Below are 21116 nucleotides of genomic sequence, written 5' to 3'. Positions count from 1 at the left end.
GACGGCTCAGAGGTCGCGCGGAGCGGTGGTGCGGCGCGCAGCAGGCACCACCGCTCCGCGCGACCTCTTACTAGTTGACGGTCACCAGACCGCAGAGCAGCGAACCGGACAGGGTGCACACCCGGTACGAGCCCGACGGCAGGCCCTTCGGCATCGCCAGCGTGTACGGACCGGTGCCCTGGTACGACGGGATGCTCATCCCCATCTCACCCGTCATCCGGATCGCGTACGGCGTGGTCGCGTCGCCCGGGACCTTCGCGACCAGCGTGTACAGCGCGACGTCCGGCTTGGACGCCGACGACAACGAGAACGTCACCGCGCGGACCTGCTTGTCCGGAAACGAGGCGACAAACTGGCCGCCGGCTGCCTTGGTAAGCGCGGTCACCGACTTCAGGCCCAGCGGACCGGCCTTCTGGATCGCCGGGGCGGACGGCACCGACTCGACCGACGGCGGAACCACGGCGTTCGTCGGCACCGGGCTGTCGGCCACGGGCGTGTTCGAGGCCGGGCGGAGCGTCGGGACGATCGCGACGGCGCCGACCACAGCGGCCGCACCGATCACGGTCAGACCGGCGGTCCGGCGGCGCTTGCGGGTCTTGGCCGTGGTCAGAACGGAGTCGAAGTCTCCGGCTGACTCGGCGGCGCGGCGGTCGGCCAGCGCCTGCAGGTCCTCCTGCAGATCAGGCATGGTCGTCACTCCTCAACAGCAATGATTCGGACAGGGCGTCCCGGGCGCGGGACAGGCGCGACTTCACCGTGCCTTCCGCGATACCGAGCGTGTCCGCCACCTGAGCCACGCTCAGGTCACAGACGTAATGGAGGACGACGACCTGCCGGGTCGGCATCGGCAGGCCGGCGAGAGCCTGCTCGAGGTCACCGGCGTACCGGTCGGCGGGGTCCGGGACGTGTTCGGCCGGCAGCCGGTGGAACAGCTGTGTGAACCGATTTCCGTCCCGGTGCCTGTTCGCGGCCAGCCGCACGGCGACCAGGCGGACCCAGGCCTCCGGAGCGTCGTACCGCGACACCTTCTCCCAGCGGGGCACGAGCCGGACGAACGCCTCCTGGACGATGTCCTCGGCCTCGGCACGTGACCCGGTCAGCAGCGAGATCACACCCACCAGCCGCGGCTGGTGGGCGCTGTAGAACTCTCGCAGCCCCTCCGTCTCCATACCCACCAACACCCCCGACCCGGCGATCCGGTTCCCTGTTTTCGTGACCCTATCCAAAGTCACTGTGTGTACATGAACAAGTTGACCACGTATGAGGCCGCCTGGCTGATCGGCGGCGCCGAGCGAGCAGCACTGGTCATCTTCGTGGCGCTCGCCACGGACGGCCGGCTGGAGGTGGCGGACAAGCGGCAGCGGGTCAAGCTCGTCCGCTCCGAGGCGGCGTACCCGGTGGAGGCGGCCGCGCTCGCGCTGGTCCCGGAGAGCGGCCTCGGCGTCGCGGACTTCCGCACGCGGATCGCGGCCACCGAGGCGGTCAAGGAGCTCGAGACGGCCGTCCGCGCGAAGGGACAGCTCCGGATGCTCCGCTGGTTCAGCCCGACGTACCGCGACCTCCTCGAGCACCCCGGCACCGGGGTACGGCGGGTTGCGGTGCTCGGCGTACCGGGAATCGAGGACGAGCGGCTCCGGGACATGCTGGAGCACCCGTTGCCGGCGATGCCGAAGATCGATCCGTTCAAACCGGTGCGGGACAACACGATCGACGGCACGCTCGGCCCGACGACCGGGAGCGGGTACCTCTGAGGTTCAGACGGTGATCTCGCCGCGCTCGGCCTTGAGGGCGATGTCGGTGCGGTGCTGGGAGCCCTTGATCCGGATCTGACCGACGGCGGCGTACGCGCGCTGGCGGGCCTCGGCGAGGTCCTTTCCGACAGCGCTCACCGCGAGGACGCGGCCGCCTGCCGTGACCAGTTCCTCGTCGTTGAGCGCAGTACCGGCGTGGAAGACGCGGACGTCGTCGTTCTCCGCCTGCTCGACGCCCGTGATCGCGTCGCCCTTGCGCGGGCTGGCCGGGTACTTCTTCGCGGCGACCACGACCGCGACCGACGACGCGTTCCGCCAGCTCAGGGCACCGTGGTCGGCGAGCTTGCCGGTGGCGGCGGCGTACAGCAGGCCGCCCAGCGGGGTCTTCAGCATCGGCAACAGCGCCTGCGTCTCCGGGTCGCCGAAGCGGCAGTTGAACTCGATCACGCGGACACCGCGCGACGTCAGCGCGAGACCGGCGTACAGCAGGCCGCTGAACGGCGTACCGCGGTGGCGGAGCTCGTCGATCGTCGGCTGCAGGACGTGCTCGGTGATGTCGGCGACGAGGTCGTCCGGCGCCCACGGCAGCGGCGTGTAGGCGCCCATCCCGCCGGTGTTCGGGCCCTCGTCGTTGTCGCCGAGGCGCTTGAAGTCCTGCGCCGGCTGCATCGGCAGCACGGTCGTCCCGTCGGTGATCGCGAACAGCGACACCTCGGGGCCGTCCAGGAACTCCTCGATCAGCACCTGGTCGCACTCGGCCGCGTGCGCGAGCGCCGCCTCACGGTCGGAGGTGACGACCACACCTTTGCCCGCGGCGAGCCCGTCGTCCTTCACGACGTACGGCGGCCCGAACGCGTCGATCGCCGTCGCGGCCTCCTCGGGTGTGGTGCACACGTACGCCCGGCCGGTCGGCACGCTCGCGGCGGCCATCACGTCCTTGGCGAACGCCTTCGAGCCCTCGATCTGCGCGGCTTCCCGGGACGGTCCGAAGACCGCGAACCCGGCGTCCCGCAGCGGGTCGGCCAGGCCGGCCACCAGCGGCGCCTCCGGTCCGACGACCACCAGATCGACGTCCAGCTCCCGGGCCAGCGCGACGACCGCGTCGTGGTCGGAGATGTCCACCGGACGGCAAACGATTGTTTGCCCGTCGTACGCCGGACGCAACACGGCGATGCCAGGGTTGCCCGGGGCCGCGACGACCTGCTCGACCTCCGAATCCTGGGCCAGCGCCCAGGCCAGAGCATGCTCGCGGCCACCGGAGCCAATCACCAAGACCTTCACGGGCGCTCAGCCTAGCGTGCCCCGGGTACAGAGGCCTCAAGCGGTGCAAGACTGCGCTTTTACTGGAGGTGAGCGATTGACTACCAACTCAGTACCGGCGCGTGCCGGCCGCCGCCCGACACCGGTCTCTCTGGTGTCCTGGCTGATGCTCGTCCCCTGCCTGGTGGTGTTCGCGCTGTTCATCATCTGGCCGCTGGGCAAGTCCGTCTCGCTGTCGTTGCACGGCTCGGACCTGTTCGGCCGGCCGGACGCGTACGTCGGGCTGCAGCACTACAAGGACATGCTCGGTTCGGCCGAGTTCCGGCACATCCTCTGGGTGACGTTCGCATTCGTGCTGCTGACCGTGATCCCCGGCGTGCTCGGCGCGCTGGTCGTCGTACTGCTGCTCGAGCAGCACATCAAGGGCATCCGGATCTTCCGGACCGCCTTCGCGCTGCCGTTCGCGTTCTCGGTCGCCAGCGCCTCGGTCATCTTCGCCACCATCTACAACCCGGCGATCGGGCTCGCGAACGGCCTGCTCGGCCGGTTCGGCGTCGACCGGATCGGCTGGCTGACCGACCCGTCCTGGGCGCTGATCAGCGTCGCCATCACCACGGTCTGGATGAGCATCGGGTACAACGTGCTGGTCCTGTCCGCGGGCATCGGCGCGATCCCGGCCGAGATCAACGAGGCTGCCACGCTCGACGGCGCCGGCGGGTTCAGCGCGTCGCGGTACATCACGATCCCGCTGCTCGGCCCGCAACTGTTCTTCCTGATCGTGATCTCCACGATCCAGTCCCTGCAGGGCTTCGGACAGATCAAGATCCTGACGCCGGAGGGCGGACCGGAGCAGTCGACCAAGACGCTCGTCTACTCGATCTACCACACCGCCTTCGCGAACAACGCCAGTGACTTCGGCGCCGCGTCGGCCCAGGCGATCGTGCTGCTGGTGATCCTGCTCGCCTGTACGGCGATCCAGTTCGGCGTCCTGGAGAGGCGGGTGCACTACAAGTGAGAACAGGTCGTGTCGTCACCTACGCGGTGCTGATCGGGGCCGCGCTGCTGGTGATCTTCCCGGTGTACTACGTCATCGCCGGGTCGGTCATGTCCCCCGGCCAGATCTCGTCGTACCCGCCGGATCTCGTCCCGCACGGGCTCTTCACCGGCAACTACAAGGGCGCGACCTCGTCGGGTACGCCGATCGGGCAGCAGTACCTGAACTCGATCCTGCAGACGTCGATCATCACGCTGTCGCAGCTGATCACCAGCGTGCTGGCGGCGTACGCGTTCGTCTTCATGAAGATGTGGGGCCGCACCGTTCTCTTCGGGCTCTTCCTGGCCACGCTGATGGTGCCGTGGGAGTCGATCGTGCTGCCGAACTACCTGACGATCACGAGTTGGGAGCTCAACGGGCACGGACTGACCAAGACGTACGCCGGGACGATGATCGCGCTGGTGCTGCCGTTCCTGGCGAACGCGTTCGGGGTGTTCCTGCTCCGGCAGTCGTTCCTGCAGTTCCCGGTGGAACTGCGCGACGCGGCAACGATCGACGGCGCCGGGCACTGGCGGTTCCTCAGCCGGATCCTGCTGCCGCTGAACAAGCCCGCGCTGACGGCGGTCGGGCTGTATGTGTTCCTGTCCGCGTGGAACCAGTTCTTCTGGCCGTTGCTGATCGGCGACACGGCGTCCCGCCGTACCTTGCAGATCGGCATCAGCCAGCTCAACGACGCGGAGGCCGCCGACCCGGGACTCATCCTGGCCGGCGTCACGCTGTCGATCCTGCCCACGCTGGCCATCGTGATCTTCGGCCAGCGCTTCATCGTCCGCGGGCTGACCGCGGGTGCGATTCGCTAGAAAGGTTGGTTCTCATGAGATCCGTCCGACGTACGGCGCGTGCCGCGGCACTGCTGGCGGTGCTGGCTCTGGTCGCCGCCGGCTGTGGTGACTCCTCGGATTCCAAGGACTCCGGCAACGGCGGGCAGGACGTGCCCGACGCCAGCGCGCTCGACAAGGCCAGCGGGGTCACGAAGGTCACCTTCTGGCACGGCATGAAGGGCGCGAACGGCGCGGCCGTCGACAAGCTGGTGAAGGCGTTCAACGCCGCGAACTCCGGCAAGATCGAGGTCACCGCGGTCTACCAGGGTGACTACGACGACACGATCACGAAGTACAAGACCTCGGTGCAGCAGGGCAACACGCCTTCCGTCGTACAGATCTACGACATCGGGTCGCGGTTCATGATCGACTCCAAGCAGACCGTGCCGGTGCAGAAGTTCGCCGACAAGGACGGCTACACGCTGGACTCGATCGAGCCGAACATCGCGAACTACTACTCGATCGACGGCGCACTGAACTCGATGCCGTTCAACTCGTCGATGCCGTTGCTGTACATCAACAAGGAAGCCTTCGTGAAGGCCGGCCTCGACCCGAACAAGCCGCCGACGAACCTCGACGAGATCATGGCGGCGGCGAAGAAGCTGACCGTCAAGCAGGGTGGGAAGACCGTCCAGTACGGCTTCAACGCGGCGATCTACGGGTGGTTCGTGGAGCAGCTGATCGCCCAGTCCGGTTCGACGTACTGCGACAACGACAACGGCCGCAAGGACCTGGCGACGAAGGTGAACTTCGCCGACGAGCAGGGCGTGAAGATCGCGACCTGGTACCAGGAAATGGTCAAGCAGGGTCTGATGCCGAACACCGGCAAGAAGACCGACGACGCGCAGGCCGTCTTCAAGTCCGGTACGTCGGCGATGCACCTGGAGTCCACCGGTGCGCTGCGGGGCTACATCGACGCCGCGAAGGGCAAGTTCACGGTCATGACCGCGCCGTTCCCGCACCTGACCGCCTCTGACAGCGGCGGGCCGATCATCGGCGGCGCCTCACTGTGGATCGACGGCCCCGGCCACTCGGACGCCGAGAAGCGCGCCTCGTGGGAGTTCGTGAAGTTCGCCTCCTCCCCTGCCCAGCAAGCAGCCTGGCACACCGGAACGGGCTACTTCCCCATCAACAAGAAGGCGCTGGACGAGGCCGCCGACAAGGCGTGGGTGGCGCAGTACCCGCAGTTCACCACGGCGATCACCCAACTCCACAACACCAAACCGACCAACGCCTCCTCCGGCTGCATCCTCGGCGTCATGCCCCAAGCCCGCAAAGCCGCCGAAGACGGCCTGGAAAAAGCAGTCCTGGGCACCGACCCAGCCACCGCCATGAAGGCAGCCGCAGACTCCATCAAGCCCCAGATCGACCAGTACAACAAAACCGTCAAGAAGTAACTTCTGCGTACGGCGGCCGCCCGAAGATAGAAGGTTTCTTCGGGCGGCCGTAGTACACCCCCGCTTAGCGCGGTTGCATTCATTGCCGGCTACCGCCGGTGAGTTGCGGCTGCCGCCGCCTCGACCGCCCCGCCCTTCGCCGGCAGGTTCTAGCGAGGGGACCGCGCCTACTGGCACGCGCGGCGTTTCATCGCCGGCAATCCGCCGCCGGCGCTCTACTGGCAGAACGAGTCAAGGAGAGCTACACGGCCTCAGGGCGGCGGGCGGCCAACTTCGAGGCCTTGGTCCGCGAGTTCTTGGCGGGAACCGCGGACCTTCCGGACTTGCCCGTGGGCCTGAGCTGCGATACACGCTGGTGACTGATGCCGAGCAGCGGGCCAGTGTCTCGCACGCTGAGTCCGAGGTCGTGGGTCAGCTTCGCGGCGAGTTCACGCGTCGCCTGCTCCAACTGCTTCTCCTTGACAGCCAACTCCGCCCGTTCGGCGCGGAGGGCGTTGGCCTGCTGGACGAGCTGATCGCCGACGTCGTACGACCACTCCAGGGAAAGTTCCGCCATCGCGGAGGAAGGCAAGTCAGCTGCGAGAACGATGATCTCGCGTACGTATCGGTCCAGGGCAGTGAGGTTCGAGGCGTAGGTCTGCGTGCCCTCAAGATCCGGTACGTCGGCCAACCACTGATCGCCCTCCCGAGTGACATGCACCTCGTACGTCGTCATCCCCTGAGCCACCCCTTCCCGAGAGCTGGTTCCAGCGCCTTCTCGATCGACGCGAGAGTTCCGATCGGTATGTCACCGCCATGGTCAGGGACCGTCGTGAACACGATGCCTGGCGAACCGTCCGGCCTCGTGTAGTCCACGCGGAACCGTCTGTGCGATCCGACCTGCCGGGTTTGGGTACCACCCGCCCTCTGGATCGCTCGGATCACCTCGCGCGCCTTCACAAGAGTAAGTCTAGTGACTAGACAACACAAGCGGCAAATCACTAGACAGTCCGCTAGAGCGACCGCAGTGCCGCAGGCCCTAGCCTCCTCGGCGCCTTAGTAGTGCCAGTAGTAGCGGCCGTTGGCGTTCCAGGGGAGGGGGGTGGTGGTGCGGTTGGTGAATGACATGCCTAGGCCGCGGGCGAGTTCCACTGTGCGGGTCAGTTGGAGGGCGTAGGGGTGTTGGTTGTCGTCCCACCATTGTTCGTACTGGGTGATGCAGGTCTGGTTCGAGTAGTACGGGTTGGTGCAGGGGTGGGGTGGGAGCCACTTCTGGAGGTGGCGGAAGTGGACGGTGGTGGAGCCGTTGGGAGGCTTGATGGTGCCGGTGGCGTCCAGGCAGTAGCCGGCCGCGGGGATGGTCCACTTCACGTAGTGCTGGCGGCCGGCGTTGGGCGGGATGGGTTGCTGGTTGGCGCAGTTCGCGTCGCCGATGGTTTCGGTGGTGACGCGCTGGATCTGCGTGAGCGGGCGGCCGGCGCCGTCGTTGTAGCCGTCGAGCAGGACCCAGTCGCCGTCGTGAATGAAGTGCTCCGCGGACTTCGGCGGCCAGGCCTTCGGGTCGCCCCAGGAGATGTCGGACTCCGTCGTACTCAACGGAGTCCACGCCCACTGCCCGGCCGCCGTCCCACCGGCGAAGTACTGGCCGGCGGACTTCTCGAACATCAAGGAGTACTGCGCATACGTTTCCGGGGCAGGCGCAGTCAGCAAGCTGACCACTAAAACGAGCGCTTTGATCACAGAGCGCTACTCTAGCCGAGCACCTCGCGTAGCTTGGCGGCGAACTCGACCGGCTTGCCCGGCTGACCGTACTCGTTGCCGAGGAAGCCACCGTGCCCACTCGGGAATACGACCGGCGTCAGCCCGAGCCTCTCGGCCACTGCCTTCCCGCCCCGACCCGCGAGCGCGTTGCCCGACTCCTCGCCGATCCCGATGACGATCCGGTCGGTCGCCTTGCCCAGGGCGTCGAAGTCCGGCTGGTACGACGTACAGCCGCGAAGGTTCTGCCCCAGGAGAGCATCCGTCCGCGTCCCGTCGTCCTCCGAGGGCAGGCCGAACATCGCCGGATCCGGCGCGGGCTGCTGCGTGTAGTCGGCCGGGATCTCGCCGTCGTACGACACCAGCGTGATGAACTTCGCCATCCCGGCCCCCATGCCGTCGCGCTGGTAGGTCTCGTACATGTCCGCGACCGCGGCCAGTGCTGCCTCGCTGTCCGGGAGGATCCCGGCGAGCGGTGGCTCGTGCGCGACCAGCGTGTTGATCAGGTCAGGGCGACGGGCCGTCAGCGCCAGCGCGTTCACAGCACCGCCACTGCTGGCGAAGATGTCCACAGGCCCCGCGTCCAGGTGCTCGATGAGCGCGGCGAGGTCACCGGCGTGGTCGTCAGGCGAGAGCTCACCCAGCTCACCACTACGGACGCTGCGCTCGACACCCCGCGGGTCGTACGTCACCACGGTGCGGTCCTCGAAATGCGAGGCCAGCGTCGGGAATCCGCTGGCGCCCATCGGCGAGCCGATCATCAACAACACCGGCCGTTGCGCCAGGTCACCGCGCACGTCGTACGTCAGCGCCGCCCCCGGTACGTCGAGCGTCTGCGTCACAGGCTCCGGCATCACAGCACCTCCAGGTCCGGCCCACCCCCACTGGTCGGCCTCATGATCGAGAGCCTAGGGCAATCTGGTTAGCTGGTGGCATGACTGAGAAGCCAGAGATCGACTTTCCGGACGGGCCGCCGCCGGCGGATCTCGAGATCACCGACATCACCGTGGGCGAGGGCGACGAGGCCAAGGCCGGTTCGCGGGTGAACGTGCACTACGTGGGCGTTGCCCACTCCACCGGCGAGGAGTTCGACGCGTCGTACAACCGCGGCGCCCCGCTGGCGTTCCAGCTCGGCGTGGGCCAGGTCATCCAGGGCTGGGACACCGGCGTCCAGGGCATGAAGGTCGGCGGCCGGCGCAAGCTCGTCATCCCGCCGCACCTCGGGTACGGCGACCGCGGCGCGGGCGGCGCGATCAAGCCCGGCGAGACCCTGATCTTCGTCGTCGACCTGATCAGCGTCAGCTGACGACCCACGCAGCACACCGGCAACAGCAGCCGGCGGTGACCAGGAACTCCTGATCACCGCCGGCTGGTTCATTTCGTCACCGGATCGCGGCCGCCCGAATCACTTCCTGGCTGACCTTGTTCCCGGCGTCGTCGGTGGCCGTCGCGCGCAGCGAGAGGTACGACGCACCCTTCGGCAGCCGTACATTCGCCGACCAGTCGGCACCGGTCCGCGAGAGCGGAGTCGCGCGCCAGCTGGCGCCGTCGTCGTACGAGACCTCCAGCGTCGCGCCGTTGACCTTGCCCGCACCCTCGACGCCGGCGAACTGGAACGCGGACAGCCCGATGCGCTGCCGGCTGCCACCCGCGAACGCGCCGTTCAGGTCCGTCGCCAGGTGGTAGTCGAGCTGGATCAGCGGCAGGTAGACCCAGTCGCTCGACTCGGTCGTCTGGGCCCGGAAGTCCCACGCACTCGTCGTCTTCGTCCCGAGGCTCCACACCTCCGGACGAGCGGTGTCCATCTCGAACCGGTAGTTCGCCCAACCGGACGTCGCCGGTACGCCGGTCTGCACTGCCTGGAACGAACTCTTCCGAACCAGCCTCCCGTTCTGGAACAGCCGCGTCTCCACGGTCGACTCGTCGTCCATCGAACCGGTGACACCCTGGTCGCCACTGCTCGCCGTCGGCACGTTCACCGCGAAGAAGTCACCGCTGCGGCGCGGATTCCAGTACCCCGAGCCGACCCGCGGCCGGGCGGCCGGAGCGAACCACGAGTTCGTCTGCAGAGTCCGCGGCTGGTAGGCGTGCTGCTCGCCCCGCTGCTCCCAGCCCCGCGGGTGGTTCGTCTGCTCGTACCAGTCCGTCCCCTCCTGCGTGGACACGTAGTCGATCCGCTGGGTCCCGAGGTGGATCGGCTCGGTCACCTGCAGACATGGCGGCCAGAACCCGATCCGGCAGTCGGCGCGGCTCTCGAACGCGAGCTCGCCGGTCGGCCCGACGAACCGGTTGACGACCGTGGCCAGCTCCCCGGCCCGCGGTGCGTACCGCAGGTCCGCGGGAAGCGCACCGGTGTAGGCCTTCACCAGGTCATACAGGTACGGCGACGCCTCGGTACCCGTCACCCGCAGCCGAACGTTGCCTCCGGCACCGATCTGCGTAACCAGCGGACCACCCTCGGCGGCCGTCAGCGAGTACACGGGCAGATCGGTTCCTCCGGCGAGGTCGTAGTACTTGCCCGCACCGTTGTTCACCACGACGAGCAGCCGAGCTCCGGCATCGCGAGCAGCCGTCGCCCGCGCACTCGGCGGGACCGCATCGCTCGCCGTCACGAACACGGCCTTCCCTCGAACATCCTTGCCCACGTAGTTCGCCGCCGCACCAGCACCGACGTACGCCGCAGTCAGCGTCGCCTTGCCGTCCCACCGCTTCGAACCGCGCTGCAGCAACGGGTGCAACTGCTTGTCATCGACGGTCATCGACACGAGCGGCGACGTACGGCGCCAGCGGGACGAGAAGTCGTACACGCCACCGGCCACCGCGCCGGTCGGAGCGGCGTACACCTTGGTGACGACCGGCGTCGGCACGTACTGGGTGAGGAAGGTTGCGTAGTCGCCGCCGATCCCCGAGTCGTGGTACCAGCCGGACCGGCGATAGACGTCATCGCCGGGCAGCGGCGTGCTGAGGGTGATCGGGTTCGCCTGGCGCGCGTCGAGCTCGAGGTCGGTGTTCTTCTCGATCACAAGGTGCGGGTTGCCGACCAACGCGACGCCCGCGCCGCCGTCAACCGGCAGCCAGGAGTACGCCGCGTACACGCCAGGCGTCAGGCGCTGGCCGGAGACGGTCCCTGTGGCGGGATCGATCTCGAACGTGTTCACGAACTGGTCGCCGTACTTGTACAGCGTCAGGAACCCACCCGCGGGCTTGCCGTCACGACCGGTCGCGTGCACGTCGAGGTCGTACCGCTCCCCTTCCATGACCAGGCCGACCGCGGTCTGCGCGATCTGCTTGCCGTCCTGCTTGGCGATGATCGTGCCCGAGTAGGTCAGTCCCGGCGTGGCCAGGTTCGGCGTCGCGGTGACGGTGACCGAGGCGGTCCCGTTCGCGGGCACGGTGACTTGGCCCGATCCGAGCGTGAACAGTCCGGCGGGCGCGGGCGTCGTACCGTCGCTGGTCACGTCGGCCGACAGGTCGAGCGTGGCCGGGGTGTCGCCGAGGTTCGTGTAGGTGATGGTGCGTGCGACCGGCGCGTCGTCACCGTGCGGCCAGGCGTGGAACCCGAAGTCGCGGGTCGCGGTCGCCACCACCTTCCCGAACGCAGCCGCCGGTACGTCGAGCCGACCGCCGCCGACCTGGTACGCCGTCTCGCCGGCAAGTGGCTTCGCGGTACTGACCAATGCGGCCTTGACCTGCTCGCCCGTCCAGTCGGGATGCTGCTGGACGAGCAGCGCCGCGGCACCGGCCACGTGCGGCGTCGCCATCGACGTACCGCTGAGCGACTTGTAATACCCGGTGCCCGAGGACTTCGCCGCGCGGGCCGCCAGCACGTCGACGCCCGGCGCCACGATCTCCGGCTTCACCGTGGCGTCGCCGAGGCGCGGACCCATGTCCTGGAAGTAGGCTCGCTCGTCGTTCTTGTCCACCGCGCCGACCGTGAGCGCGGCCGCTGCCGCACCCGGCGAGCCGATCCCGCTGACCCGGCCGTAGTTGCCTGCGGCAATGACGAACAGCGCGCCGGTCTCGGCACTCAGTTCGTCGACCGCGAGCGCCATCGGGTCGGTGCCGTCGCTGGCCTCGGTGCTGCCGAGACTCATGCTGACCACCTTGGCGCGGTGCGCGGCCCACTCCATCCCTTCGATGATCCAGGACTCGGCACCCGAGCCGCTGTCGTTGAGCACCTTGCCGATCGCGAGCTGCGCGGCCGGCGCGACACCCTTCTCGACGCCGTTCGACGCCGCGCCGGTACCGGCGACCGTGGAAGCGACGTGCGTGCCGTGACCGTTGACGTCGTCGGTGGTCTCACCCGGGACGAAGCTCTTGGTCTCGGCGATCCGCCCCGCTACATCGGGGTGGGTCTGGTCGATGCCGGTGTCGAGGACGGCGACCGTCGTACCGGTGCCGTCGAGGCCCTGGGCCCAGGCGCCCGGCGCGCCGACCTGGGCGACGCTCTCGGCCAGGCTGGCTTCGACCTTCCCGTCGAGGAACACCTTCTGGATCCCAGCGCCGAACTGGCCCGGCGTCGCGGACCTAGCAGTGCTAGCGGACCTAGCGGTGCTAGCGGTGATTCCGGACCAGAACTGCGCGGCCTCCGCCTTGCGCGCGGACAGGCCGAGGCCGCCGATGCTCTCCAGCGTGGCGCCACGGTCGGCGTGCTGCGGGGTCGCGACGGCGGCACGCAGGCCCGGGCGGTACTGCACGATGAGCGGGATCGACTTCACCGAGGCGTCGTCGTACCCCTGGTCGACGAGCGACGTGACGTTGAAGAGTTCGGGGTCGAGACGGCCCGCAGCGAGGTACGGCAGCGCGACGTCCGGTACGACGTGCAGGTCGTCGCCGACCTGCTGGATCTGGACCCCTCCGGCGTTGCCGGCGGCCTGATCGACGGCGGCCGTCGGCGGCCCGCCCGCGGTTTCGGTCAGGGTGACCACGTCGCCAGTGAGAAGCGTGACGCGGTGGGTCGACTGGGTAGATGGTACGGCATCAGGTACGGCGGCACCGTCGGCCTGCGATGGAGTCGTCGTCACCGCGGCGAGGGCCACGAGTACGGCGAGCCCACCGGCGACGGCGCGGGCGGATCGGGACATGGGCGGACCCTTCCTGGGGGACCTGGCGGAACAGATGGCATGAACATGCCATGCGGCCGTAGACTGCTCAATGGCGGGATTGCGGCATGACAGGTGTCCGCCACGCTGTACGTCACCGACGGGCCCTCGAAGGAGCGCACGATGCTCGACGTGCTGGGATTGGATGCGATCGAGGAAGGCGCCTACCGGCGGCTGATCGCCCTGCCGTCGGAGTCGCTCGAGACCTTGGCTGCCGCGATGGAGGCGGAGGTCGCGGACGTCGCCGCTGCCCTCGACGGGCTCGAGGAGAAGGGCCTGGTGGCGCGGTCGACCGCGACGCCGGGTCATTTCGTCGCGTCTCCGCCGACACTCGCGCTCGGCTCGCTGATCGTGCAACGCCAGGAGGAGATCCGGCGGGCGCAGCTCGAGCTCGGGCGGCTCGCGGAGCAGTACCGGGGCGTCATGGCCGATCGCTCCGACACCGACGTGATCGAGGTGGTCCGCGGCGCGCAGGCCGTGGCGCAGCGGTTCGGTCAGATGCAACGTGGGGCGTCGGAGGAAGTGCTGGCGCTGGTGAAGGCCTCGGTCGCGCTCGTGCCCGCGGACGAGAACGTGGACGAGGACGCCGCGCTGGCTCGGGGTGTCGCCTATCGGGTGGTCGTCGAGCGGGCGGCGTTCGCCAAGCCCGGATTCGTCGACCTGGTGGCCGAGTCACTCAAGGCCGGCGAGCAGATCCGGGTCACCGGCGATCTTCCGCTCCGGCTGATCATCGCCGACCGCTCGCTGGCCTTGTTGCCCTTGGCCCCTACGGCGGCGAATGCCGCCGGTGGCGCACTGCTCGTGCATCCGTCCGGGCTGCTGGACGCGCTCCTGCACCTGTTCGACCTGGTCTGGGCGACCGCCAACGAGGTGCTGCCCACCGCCGAAGGCACCACCGAGCTCGCCGCCGAACGCCTCGACGACATCGACGCCCGCATCCTCACCCTGCTGCTCGCCGGCCTCACCGACCACGCCATCGGCGGCCAGCTCGGGATGTCGCTCCGCACCGTCCAGCGCCGGGTCAGCCAGCTCATGGACCGGGCGCAGGTCGTCACCCGCTTCCAACTGGGCCACGAAGCCTCCCGCCGCGGCTGGCTGGGCGTCTGATGATCGGGTAGTTGTACTCATCCGCCGTACGTCGCGGCCCGATTGACTGGGGGTATGACGACAATGGTTGCGAGATCGGCGCCCGGAGTGCGGGTGCACTGGACGCGGTACGCCGCCCTGCTCGCGAAGGTCCTGCTGCTCGGGTTGTTGCTTTCGGCACTGATCTGGCCGGACCTCAGCGGCATCAAGGGAAAGGCGTCGACCGCTCGCCTGATCGTGTACCCGCTCGGCGGGATGATCCTGCCGCTGTGGTGGTGGGCCTACGGACGAACGCGGAGCAAACTGCACCGCACGTTCCCGTGGGCGGCGGATCTGCTGATGACGCTGCCCTGGTTGATCGACCTGGTCGGCAACCGGCTCAACCTGTTCGACACCGTCAACTGGTGGGACGACGCCATGCACTTCGTCCTGTGGGGCTTCCTCACCGCCGGCGTACTGCTGGCGTTCGCACCCCGCGACCTCACCCGCGCCCTGACCACCTTCGTCGCTCTCGGCTTCGGCACCACCGCCGCGGTGGTCTGGGAGGTCGGCGAGTACGTCACCTTCGTCCGCAACTCACCCGAACTCCAAACCGCCTACACCGACACCCTCGGCGACCTGGCCCTCGGCACCCTGGGTGCCCTCCTCGCCGGCCTCCTCGTCCACGAAGCGGCTAAGCGTCGACCGGGCGGTGTAAGGCACTCATCAGGTGGGTGACGACGGTCTCGGGTGAGCGGGTCCAGTCCGTCGTCAGGACGTGGTGGACTCGCCAGCCTGTGGTGCTCAAGGCCGTGGGATGGGTGGTCAAGCGTTCCAGGAGGGTGTCGGCCGCGACTCGTTCGGGCGTGTCCACGAGGACCGCGAGGCGATACCCCGTATCCCCGGGGACCTTCAACGCGAGGTCACATCGGAACACCGACTCGCCGACCGCGAGATCGACTTCCACACCGCGAGCCTCCAAGGCGGCGGCGAGTTGTTCGACGACCGGAGTAGGACGCGTGCCGGCCGCGCGCGTGGTCCTCAGGTTGTACGACGTGAGCGCGGACTTCGCGGCAACCTGATCTCCTCGGGACACGGCAGCGGCGTACCCGAGGAATCGGCGCAGCGTGTTCGCGCCGTCGTTGTAGGTGTTGGTGATCGCGTCGGGCTCGATGCTGCTGACGATGACCATGTGTTCGCGCGCCCGGCTGAAGATCACGTTCAGCCGCTTCTCGCCGCCCGACGTGTTGATCGGGCCGAAGTTCATCAGCATCCGGCCGTCGGGGCCGGCGGCGTAGCAGACGCTCATCAGGATGATGTCGCGCTCGTCACCCTGCACGTTCTCCAGGTTCTTCACGAACAACCCGGCGTCCTGCTCGCCGTGCGTGCGCACCTGCTCCGCCTCGTACAGCGCGGCGAACGACGGGTCGCGCTCGGCGAGTTCGTCCAGCGCCCGCTCGATCTCGCCCTGCTGCGCCTCGGAGAACGCGACGATCCCGAGACTCTTACCGGTCCCCCGCACCAGCAACTCTTGCACCAGCGAAGCAATCCAGCGCGCCTCGGCCGGATTGGTACGCCGGACGTACACCCCGTCGACGAGCCGAACCGCCGTGATGCTCCCGGCCAGCACGCTGTCGCACACCTCGGACACCGGTGAGTCGGCCCGCAGCGTCCACGGCGGCGCGGTATTCGGCGGCAACCGATCGGGAACCGTGGCCAGCTTGCCCTGGTAGAACGCCGCGTTGCTGAACGAGATCAACGCCTCCGAGCGACTCCGGTAATGCCAGGTCAGCATTGTCGACGCGAGCCGCAACGCACTGATCGAGAGGAAGCTGTCCTCGGTCAACGCGATCCCGACCTGTTCGGCGGCCTCCTCGTCCGCCTGGAGATCATCGGTTTCGCTCCGCACCCGGAAGTACGTCGTCGGTGGCAGCTGCATCTGATCGCCGACGACGATCACCTGCGGCGCACGGTGCAGCGCCGGGATCGCCTCCTCCACAGGGATCTGACTCGCCTCGTCGTACACCACGACGTCGAACGAAGTGGTCAACGGCAACGTGTCGGACACCGAGGACGGGCTCATCAACCACACCGGCCGCAGGACGGACACCACCGCGCCGGGGGCACCGGACGCCACGTCGCGGATCGACCGGTACCGCATCACCTTGCCGAACTCGTGTTCCAGCTCGCGCCGCCCGGTCGCGAACGTCTTCTTGCGTTCGCGGTCCTGCGGCGACATGCCGGTCACGCTGCGCTCGGAGTGGTCGACCTCGGCGAGGAACCGGCGCCGGACCTGGGCGACGACGACCTCCGCGTTGAGCGCGGTGAGGTCGTCGTACACCATGCTCAGCTCGCCGACGATCGCGTCGACGCGGCCCGAGGACAGCTGCAGCGGGGCAGCCGAGCGGGCGCGATCCCATTCCGCGGCACATACGGCGTACTCGAGCTGGTCGGGCGTCGCATGCAGCCGGCGGAGAGCGGTGAGCGCGGCAGGCGTCAGCTCCCGAAGCTTCGGGCCGACAGCACGTACGACGGGCCCCTCGGACGCCAGCCGATCGGCGAGGTCGCGGAGACGGTCGACTGTCAACGTGTCCCAGTGATCGGCCAACAGGTCGCTGGTGACTTCCGAGGCGTCGTCGAGGGCATCCGCCAAGCGCGCGAGCTCGGCCGGGGCGCCGTCGTCGAGGACGAACCGCCAGTCGGGGATGCTCTTGCGGGCGGCGGCGAGCTGGTCGATCAGCTCGCGCGGGTCATCGGCCGCCCAGTCGTGGCGGGTCTGCTCGGTGTGTTCCGCGACCGCGGCCGAGGCGGACTGGGCGGCGACCAGGTCGGTGAGGATCTCGGTGACGGACGGCTGCACGGAGCGCGCCGTACTGTCGAAGCGGCTGCGGACAAGGGTCTTCACGCGGCGCCAGTCGCCGCTGAGGAACGAGAAGGCACCACCCTCCTTGCTCTGGGCAACCTTCAAAGCCGATCGCGCGTCGGCCGGTGCGAGCGGCTCCTGCCAGCCCGCAGCCTCCTTCCACGCGGCCCGCTCGGCGGCGACGAGCTTCTTGCGCTCCGCGCCGGCGGCCGTCAGCTCGCGCGCCGTCGCCGACCGCGGAACGATCGCCTCCACCTGATCCAGCGCAGCCAACGGCTCGACCAACCGCCCCAATCGAGCCAGGGCCCGAACGTCCCGCACGGTCGCCTGCTCGACCGCGGCCTCCGGCCTCGCGGACTCGCCCAGCGGCACGTCCACCAGAGCGGCTGCGACCGCATCCCACTTCGCACGGAGCTCCCTGGCCGCCTGGCTCACGTCGGAGTCCCACCGCGCAAGGAAGGCGAGCGGGCTCCGCGCCAACACCCCACCGGTCGAAGGGTCGGCCCCCGCCAGCGCCTGCGCAACCTCCCGCACAGCTCCCTCGGCCGCGAACCACTCATCCACAGCAGGCAGCTCGGATCCCTCAGGCGGGTTCCACGCGTGATCGTGCAGCGAGGCGAGGCGGTTGACGAGGTCTCGGAGGCGTGGACTACCGGTCGCCAACTGTTTCTCGAAGGCATCCACAGTGGCCAGCAGACGATCGACGCGCGCGACCAGCTCAGCTCGCCGCTGAGTCAACGCGTCCAGGTCGTCCTCACCGGACAGCCAGGATTCGTAGGTCTCCCGCAGACCGTGGATGAACGCTTTCTTGTCGCCCTGCGAGTCGTGGATCAGCGCACACAGCCCGTCCAGGCGCCGACTCGCCAACCGCGCGTGGACGACGTCCAGCGCCGCCCGCTTCTGGCACACGAACAGCACCCGTTTCCCGCGTGCGACGAAGTCCGCGATCAGGTTGGTGATCGTCTGCGACTTCCCCGTCCCCGGCGGTCCCTGGATCACGAAGCTCTCGCCCCGTCGCGCCCGCGCGATCGCCGCCACTTGCGAGCCATCAGCAGGTACGACGAGATGCCGGTCGGCAGGAGGCAGCTCCGGCAGCGCGCTCCCCACTGGTCGCGGCCGATCCGAGAACAGCTGGTCGAACGACGCCGCGGACTCCCCGGTCGTCAGCAGCTCGTCGTAGTCACGAACCAGCCCCAACGTCCGGTAGTTGAAGTTCGCCAGCGACACCGCGCAGAGATCGACGTCCCACGAGTACGGTCCGCCCTCGGTGTCGAGCGAGTACACGTCGGTCTCGAGCGCCCCCGGCCGCCGCGGCTCCGCACCGAGCGCGATCCCGAGCGGCAGCGACTGTTGCGCGATCTGGGTCCGGAAGATCTGCACCCCGAGCGGCTGATAGTCCGTACGCCGGTACGAGTACGGGTACTGCTTCCCGCCGAACCCGGTCGCCACGTTCCCATGCCGCCGCCGGTTGTACGTCCGCAGCCGCGTCATCGCCCGCTGCCGCACCAGATCGATCCGCGGCTTCTCGCGCAGATGCAGCTGCAGCCCGGGCTCGGTCGCCTGGATCTCCTTCGCCAGCCGCTCGTGCAACTCCCGCAGCGCACCAGGAGCCGACAAGTCGACAGTTTCCGGCAACGAGATCCCGTACAGCTGCCGCAGACTGTGCCGCAGTGTCGGATTCACCTCGGCGATCGGATCAGTGACTCGCAACGTATAGGAGTCGCGCACACCACGCTTACGAGTCAGCTCCACCTTCGCCAGCACCAACGGCGACGCGAGCCGCGTGTCCCGGTCGTTCTTCAGATCGTGCCAACGCAAGAACGCCGGAACCAGCCGCAGCTGATCCTGCCCGTAGTCGGCGCGATCCCGGCGCGCCGTGGAGATCAGCTTGTCCAGCGTGTTCGCGGCGTACGGCGCCTCGTCGTACCGGATCCACTTGCCCAGCGGCTGGGCCTTCTTCAGCAGGTGTTCCGCGATGTCGTCGCGCCAGGTGAACAGTTGCTCCGAGCGAATCGTCCGTACGTCGAGCATCAGCGGCACGGAGACCTCGGTGAGGTTCAGCGTCTGCGCGGTGGGGCGGAAGTTGATCAGCCGGTTCCGCCGGGAGAGGTCGAAGAGCCGGTCGCGGAGCGCGCCGAGCACCGCCGTACGCCGGTCCGCGGCGCCTTGGACGATCGCCTCGACATCGAAGTCGAGCGGCTGGTCGCGGTAGTTCTGCAGCTGTTCGATCAGCGAATGCAGGTCCTGCGCGCGCCGGTGCCGGTCGGGCTCGACCATCTGCGCGGCGACCGAGACGATCACCGGGTGCAGGTCGGGATCCAGCCGGTACAAGTTGCCTCGAGCCTCGATCAGGGACGCGACATCCGATGTCCTGGACAGGTCGAGACCGCAGCCGAGCGCGAGCAGCAACTGCCCCAGACTGAAGATGTCGGTGAGCTGATCGTGGTGCCCGACCACGTGCTCCCAGCTCTGCCACCCGGCCACCAGCGTCGGTGCCGCGATCGCGTCCGGAACCGGCTCGGGTACGACGGTGGTCTCCTGGCCGCCGCTCTCCCCCAGATCGATGTCGGCCTGTCGATGCGCCACAACCTCAACAGCTGAAGGGCGTTTCCCCTGCCGGGTATCGATCTCCTGAGTGGCCAGAGTCGGCCGGCCCGCGTCCTCCGGCGCGAATCCCAGCCGGTTCTGCTCGTCGACGACGATCCGATCCAGACCGCGCAACGGCGCGACCAGTCCACGCTCGTGCACCGCCGCTGTCTCGTGGAACAGCGGCAGCACCGCCGCCAGCAACGCGTCGTTGCCCAGACCGCCCTGCGAGACGGCCAGCGCGACGAGATCCTCCGCGCTCATCCGACCACCTCCGCGGCGGCCTGCACGAAGCGTCCGCGTTCTTTGTCGCTCCATCCGAGCTCGTCGTCCGCGACGTCGACGTACCCCGGTAATCCGAATCGTCGCGCAACAGCCAGTGACGCGATCAACCCGGCATCGCCGACGTCGGGATCAGCCGTGGCGAGATCGAGCAGCAGGTAACACAGATAGCGTTTCGTGGCCGCGGTCAGCGGGCGTGGTCGCGGCAGTGGCGCCCCATCGACCGGTCGCACCGCCAACGGCTCGTCGAAGCGCACCGCTCCACCAGGCACGCCGAGAGGTCCAGGCGGATCCGCGAAGCCCGCGGCCGCCGTGGCGATCGCATCGGTCCGCAGACCGTCTGTCTGCGCGATTACCGCGGCGAAGTCCCGGCTCAACTCACGCAACAACACAGCGTCGAGCAGGTCCGGCGCGTCCACGTCGAGCGGACCGGTCACCAGGACCTCGACGTCCTCGCCGTCGAGCCAGTTCTTCAACGCCCACGCTCGTCCGACGGCCTCCGGGTGCGACGTCCCTCGACTGCCGGAGCGGAGATCCAGCGACTCCGCCTGCCGCAGGTACGCCGCGGGATCCGCCGTACTCAGGCCCGTCTCCAGCTTCAGCAACGCGCGGATCGCCGTACTCAGATCACCGCACGCCGTCAGCGCTCCCCGGTCCGCGAACAGCTCCGTCGCCAGCGACCAGCGCCGATGCGTCTCGAGGTACTGCGAGGGCGTCCGAGCGTCACCTGCCGCCGCGTCGAGCAGGCGATCGACAGCGAGGTACCCACCGTCCTCGGCCTGCCACAACAGCCGATGCGCCAACTCGTGCCCGATGACCGCCGTCAGCTCGTCCTCGTCCAGCCGGTCGAGCAACGCCCCTTGAAAGAGGATCGCCGCCCTGCCGGCCTGGTGCAGGTACGCCGCATTCGGCTCGCCGTTCACCTGGTAGAAGTCGACACCCTCGTCCAGCCCCAACGCACGAGCCGCCCGCTCCCCTGCCCGGAAGACATCCGGATGCGCGTCGGCCTCCACGCGGTACGCGTTCCGCAGCAAAAGCTCGTCGAGCGACCCTTCGGGCCCACCGTGCAACGCCGCCCAGGCGCGCTCGTCCACCTGGCGGACAACCGCCAGGACGGACCGGTGGTACCCGAGCGCTGACAACATGCCCGCAACCATAACCACCCCCACCGACGAAAACAGACCCCCAATCTCTGAGA

At 68.6% G+C, this 21116-nt stretch carries 17 protein-coding genes; 7 read left to right on the top strand and 10 right to left on the bottom strand.

The genetic code is table 11. The annotated features are described in order from the left end of the window. Window positions 1-70 precede the first annotated feature (70 nt). A complete protein-coding gene (locus EV647_RS38945; RefSeq protein ID WP_134012200.1) occupies window positions 71-688 on the bottom strand; it encodes a hypothetical protein in 618 nt (205 codons plus the stop codon). After that, window positions 681-1169 carry a SigE family RNA polymerase sigma factor gene (locus tag EV647_RS38940; protein ID WP_134012198.1) on the bottom strand — a complete coding sequence of 163 codons (489 nt, stop codon included), beginning with the start codon at window positions 1167-1169 and terminating at the stop codon, window positions 681-683. The genes EV647_RS38945 and EV647_RS38940 overlap by 8 nt, the downstream gene beginning before the upstream one ends. A 72-nt stretch (window positions 1170-1241) precedes the next feature. Between EV647_RS38940 and EV647_RS38935 the strand changes: the two genes are divergently transcribed. Continuing rightward, window positions 1242-1751 carry a TIGR04222 domain-containing membrane protein gene (locus EV647_RS38935; protein WP_134012196.1) on the top strand — a complete coding sequence of 170 codons (510 nt, stop codon included), beginning with the start codon at window positions 1242-1244 and terminating at the stop codon, window positions 1749-1751. A 3-nt stretch (window positions 1752-1754) separates the two neighbouring features. Here EV647_RS38935 and purD read toward each other — a convergent pair whose 3' ends face one another. Further along, the gene (purD, locus tag EV647_RS38930; protein ID WP_134012194.1) at window positions 1755-3032 is read right to left on the bottom strand and encodes a phosphoribosylamine--glycine ligase; all 1278 of its coding nucleotides are present in this window, start codon (window positions 3030-3032) and stop codon (window positions 1755-1757) included. A 76-nt stretch (window positions 3033-3108) separates the two neighbouring features. Here purD and EV647_RS38925 point away from each other — a divergent pair, with 76 nt between their 5' ends. The 3 genes from EV647_RS38925 to EV647_RS38915 are packed head-to-tail and all read left to right on the top strand — an operon-like array spanning window position 3109 to window position 6283. Then, window positions 3109-4026 carry a carbohydrate ABC transporter permease gene (locus tag EV647_RS38925; protein WP_238175341.1) on the top strand — a complete coding sequence of 306 codons (918 nt, stop codon included), beginning with the start codon at window positions 3109-3111 and terminating at the stop codon, window positions 4024-4026. Continuing rightward, window positions 4023-4865, top strand: coding sequence for a carbohydrate ABC transporter permease (locus tag EV647_RS38920; protein WP_134012192.1), 843 nt, complete (start codon window positions 4023-4025; stop codon window positions 4863-4865). Before EV647_RS38925 ends, EV647_RS38920 begins: the two co-directional genes overlap by 4 nt. Before the next feature lie 14 nt (window positions 4866-4879). Next, the gene (locus EV647_RS38915; RefSeq protein ID WP_134012190.1) at window positions 4880-6283 is read left to right on the top strand and encodes an ABC transporter substrate-binding protein; all 1404 of its coding nucleotides are present in this window, start codon (window positions 4880-4882) and stop codon (window positions 6281-6283) included. A 241-nt stretch (window positions 6284-6524) separates the two neighbouring features. Here the strand turns inward: EV647_RS38915 and EV647_RS38910 are convergent, their stop codons facing one another. The 4 genes from EV647_RS38910 to EV647_RS38895 form a co-directional block, all read right to left on the bottom strand. After that, the gene (locus EV647_RS38910) at window positions 6525-6998 is read right to left on the bottom strand and encodes a type II toxin-antitoxin system HicB family antitoxin (RefSeq protein WP_202876466.1); all 474 of its coding nucleotides are present in this window, start codon (window positions 6996-6998) and stop codon (window positions 6525-6527) included. Then, window positions 6995-7207, bottom strand: coding sequence for a type II toxin-antitoxin system HicA family toxin (locus EV647_RS38905; RefSeq protein WP_238177627.1), 213 nt, complete (start codon window positions 7205-7207; stop codon window positions 6995-6997). The genes EV647_RS38910 and EV647_RS38905 overlap by 4 nt, the downstream gene beginning before the upstream one ends. A 111-nt stretch (window positions 7208-7318) precedes the next feature. Continuing rightward, the gene (locus EV647_RS38900; RefSeq protein WP_370344779.1) at window positions 7319-7981 is read right to left on the bottom strand and encodes a hypothetical protein; all 663 of its coding nucleotides are present in this window, start codon (window positions 7979-7981) and stop codon (window positions 7319-7321) included. Between the two features lie 32 nt (window positions 7982-8013). Then, entirely contained in the window at window positions 8014-8874 is an 861-nt protein-coding gene (locus tag EV647_RS38895; protein WP_134012186.1) for an alpha/beta fold hydrolase, read from the bottom strand. An 80-nt stretch (window positions 8875-8954) separates the two neighbouring features. On the opposite strand from EV647_RS38895, the gene EV647_RS38890 reads away from it, so the two are divergent. Beyond that, complete coding sequence (locus tag EV647_RS38890; protein WP_133785989.1) at window positions 8955-9326, top strand: FKBP-type peptidyl-prolyl cis-trans isomerase; 372 nt, start codon at window positions 8955-8957, stop codon at window positions 9324-9326. 76 nt (window positions 9327-9402) lie between these two features. Here the strand turns inward: EV647_RS38890 and EV647_RS38885 are convergent, their stop codons facing one another. Beyond that, a complete protein-coding gene (locus EV647_RS38885) occupies window positions 9403-13104 on the bottom strand; it encodes a S8 family serine peptidase (protein ID WP_134012184.1) in 3702 nt (1233 codons plus the stop codon). Window positions 13105-13197: 93 nt separating this feature from the next. Here EV647_RS38885 and EV647_RS38880 point away from each other — a divergent pair, with 93 nt between their 5' ends. Continuing rightward, window positions 13198-14229, top strand: coding sequence for a hypothetical protein (locus EV647_RS38880; RefSeq protein WP_134012182.1), 1032 nt, complete (start codon window positions 13198-13200; stop codon window positions 14227-14229). Window positions 14230-14283: 54 nt separating this feature from the next. Beyond that, window positions 14284-14925 (top strand): hypothetical protein, encoded by a 642-nt coding sequence (locus tag EV647_RS38875; protein WP_134012180.1) that lies wholly within the window; start codon window positions 14284-14286, stop codon window positions 14923-14925. Here EV647_RS38875 and EV647_RS38870 read toward each other — a convergent pair. Further along, entirely contained in the window at window positions 14882-19900 is a 5019-nt protein-coding gene (locus EV647_RS38870; protein ID WP_166680538.1) for an AAA domain-containing protein, read from the bottom strand. The two genes, EV647_RS38875 and EV647_RS38870, sit on opposite strands and share 44 nt — an antisense overlap. Next, window positions 19897-21063, bottom strand: coding sequence for a M48 family metalloprotease (locus EV647_RS38865; protein ID WP_166680537.1), 1167 nt, complete (start codon window positions 21061-21063; stop codon window positions 19897-19899). Before EV647_RS38865 ends, EV647_RS38870 begins: the two co-directional genes overlap by 4 nt. Window positions 21064-21116 lie beyond the last annotated feature (53 nt).

The organism is Kribbella sp. VKM Ac-2566 (assembly GCF_004366005.1).
GTDB lineage: Bacteria > Actinomycetota > Actinomycetes > Propionibacteriales > Kribbellaceae > Kribbella > Kribbella pratensis.
Note: the sequence above shows the minus strand (reverse complement) of the source record. Positions and strands in the feature narration are given on the sequence as shown.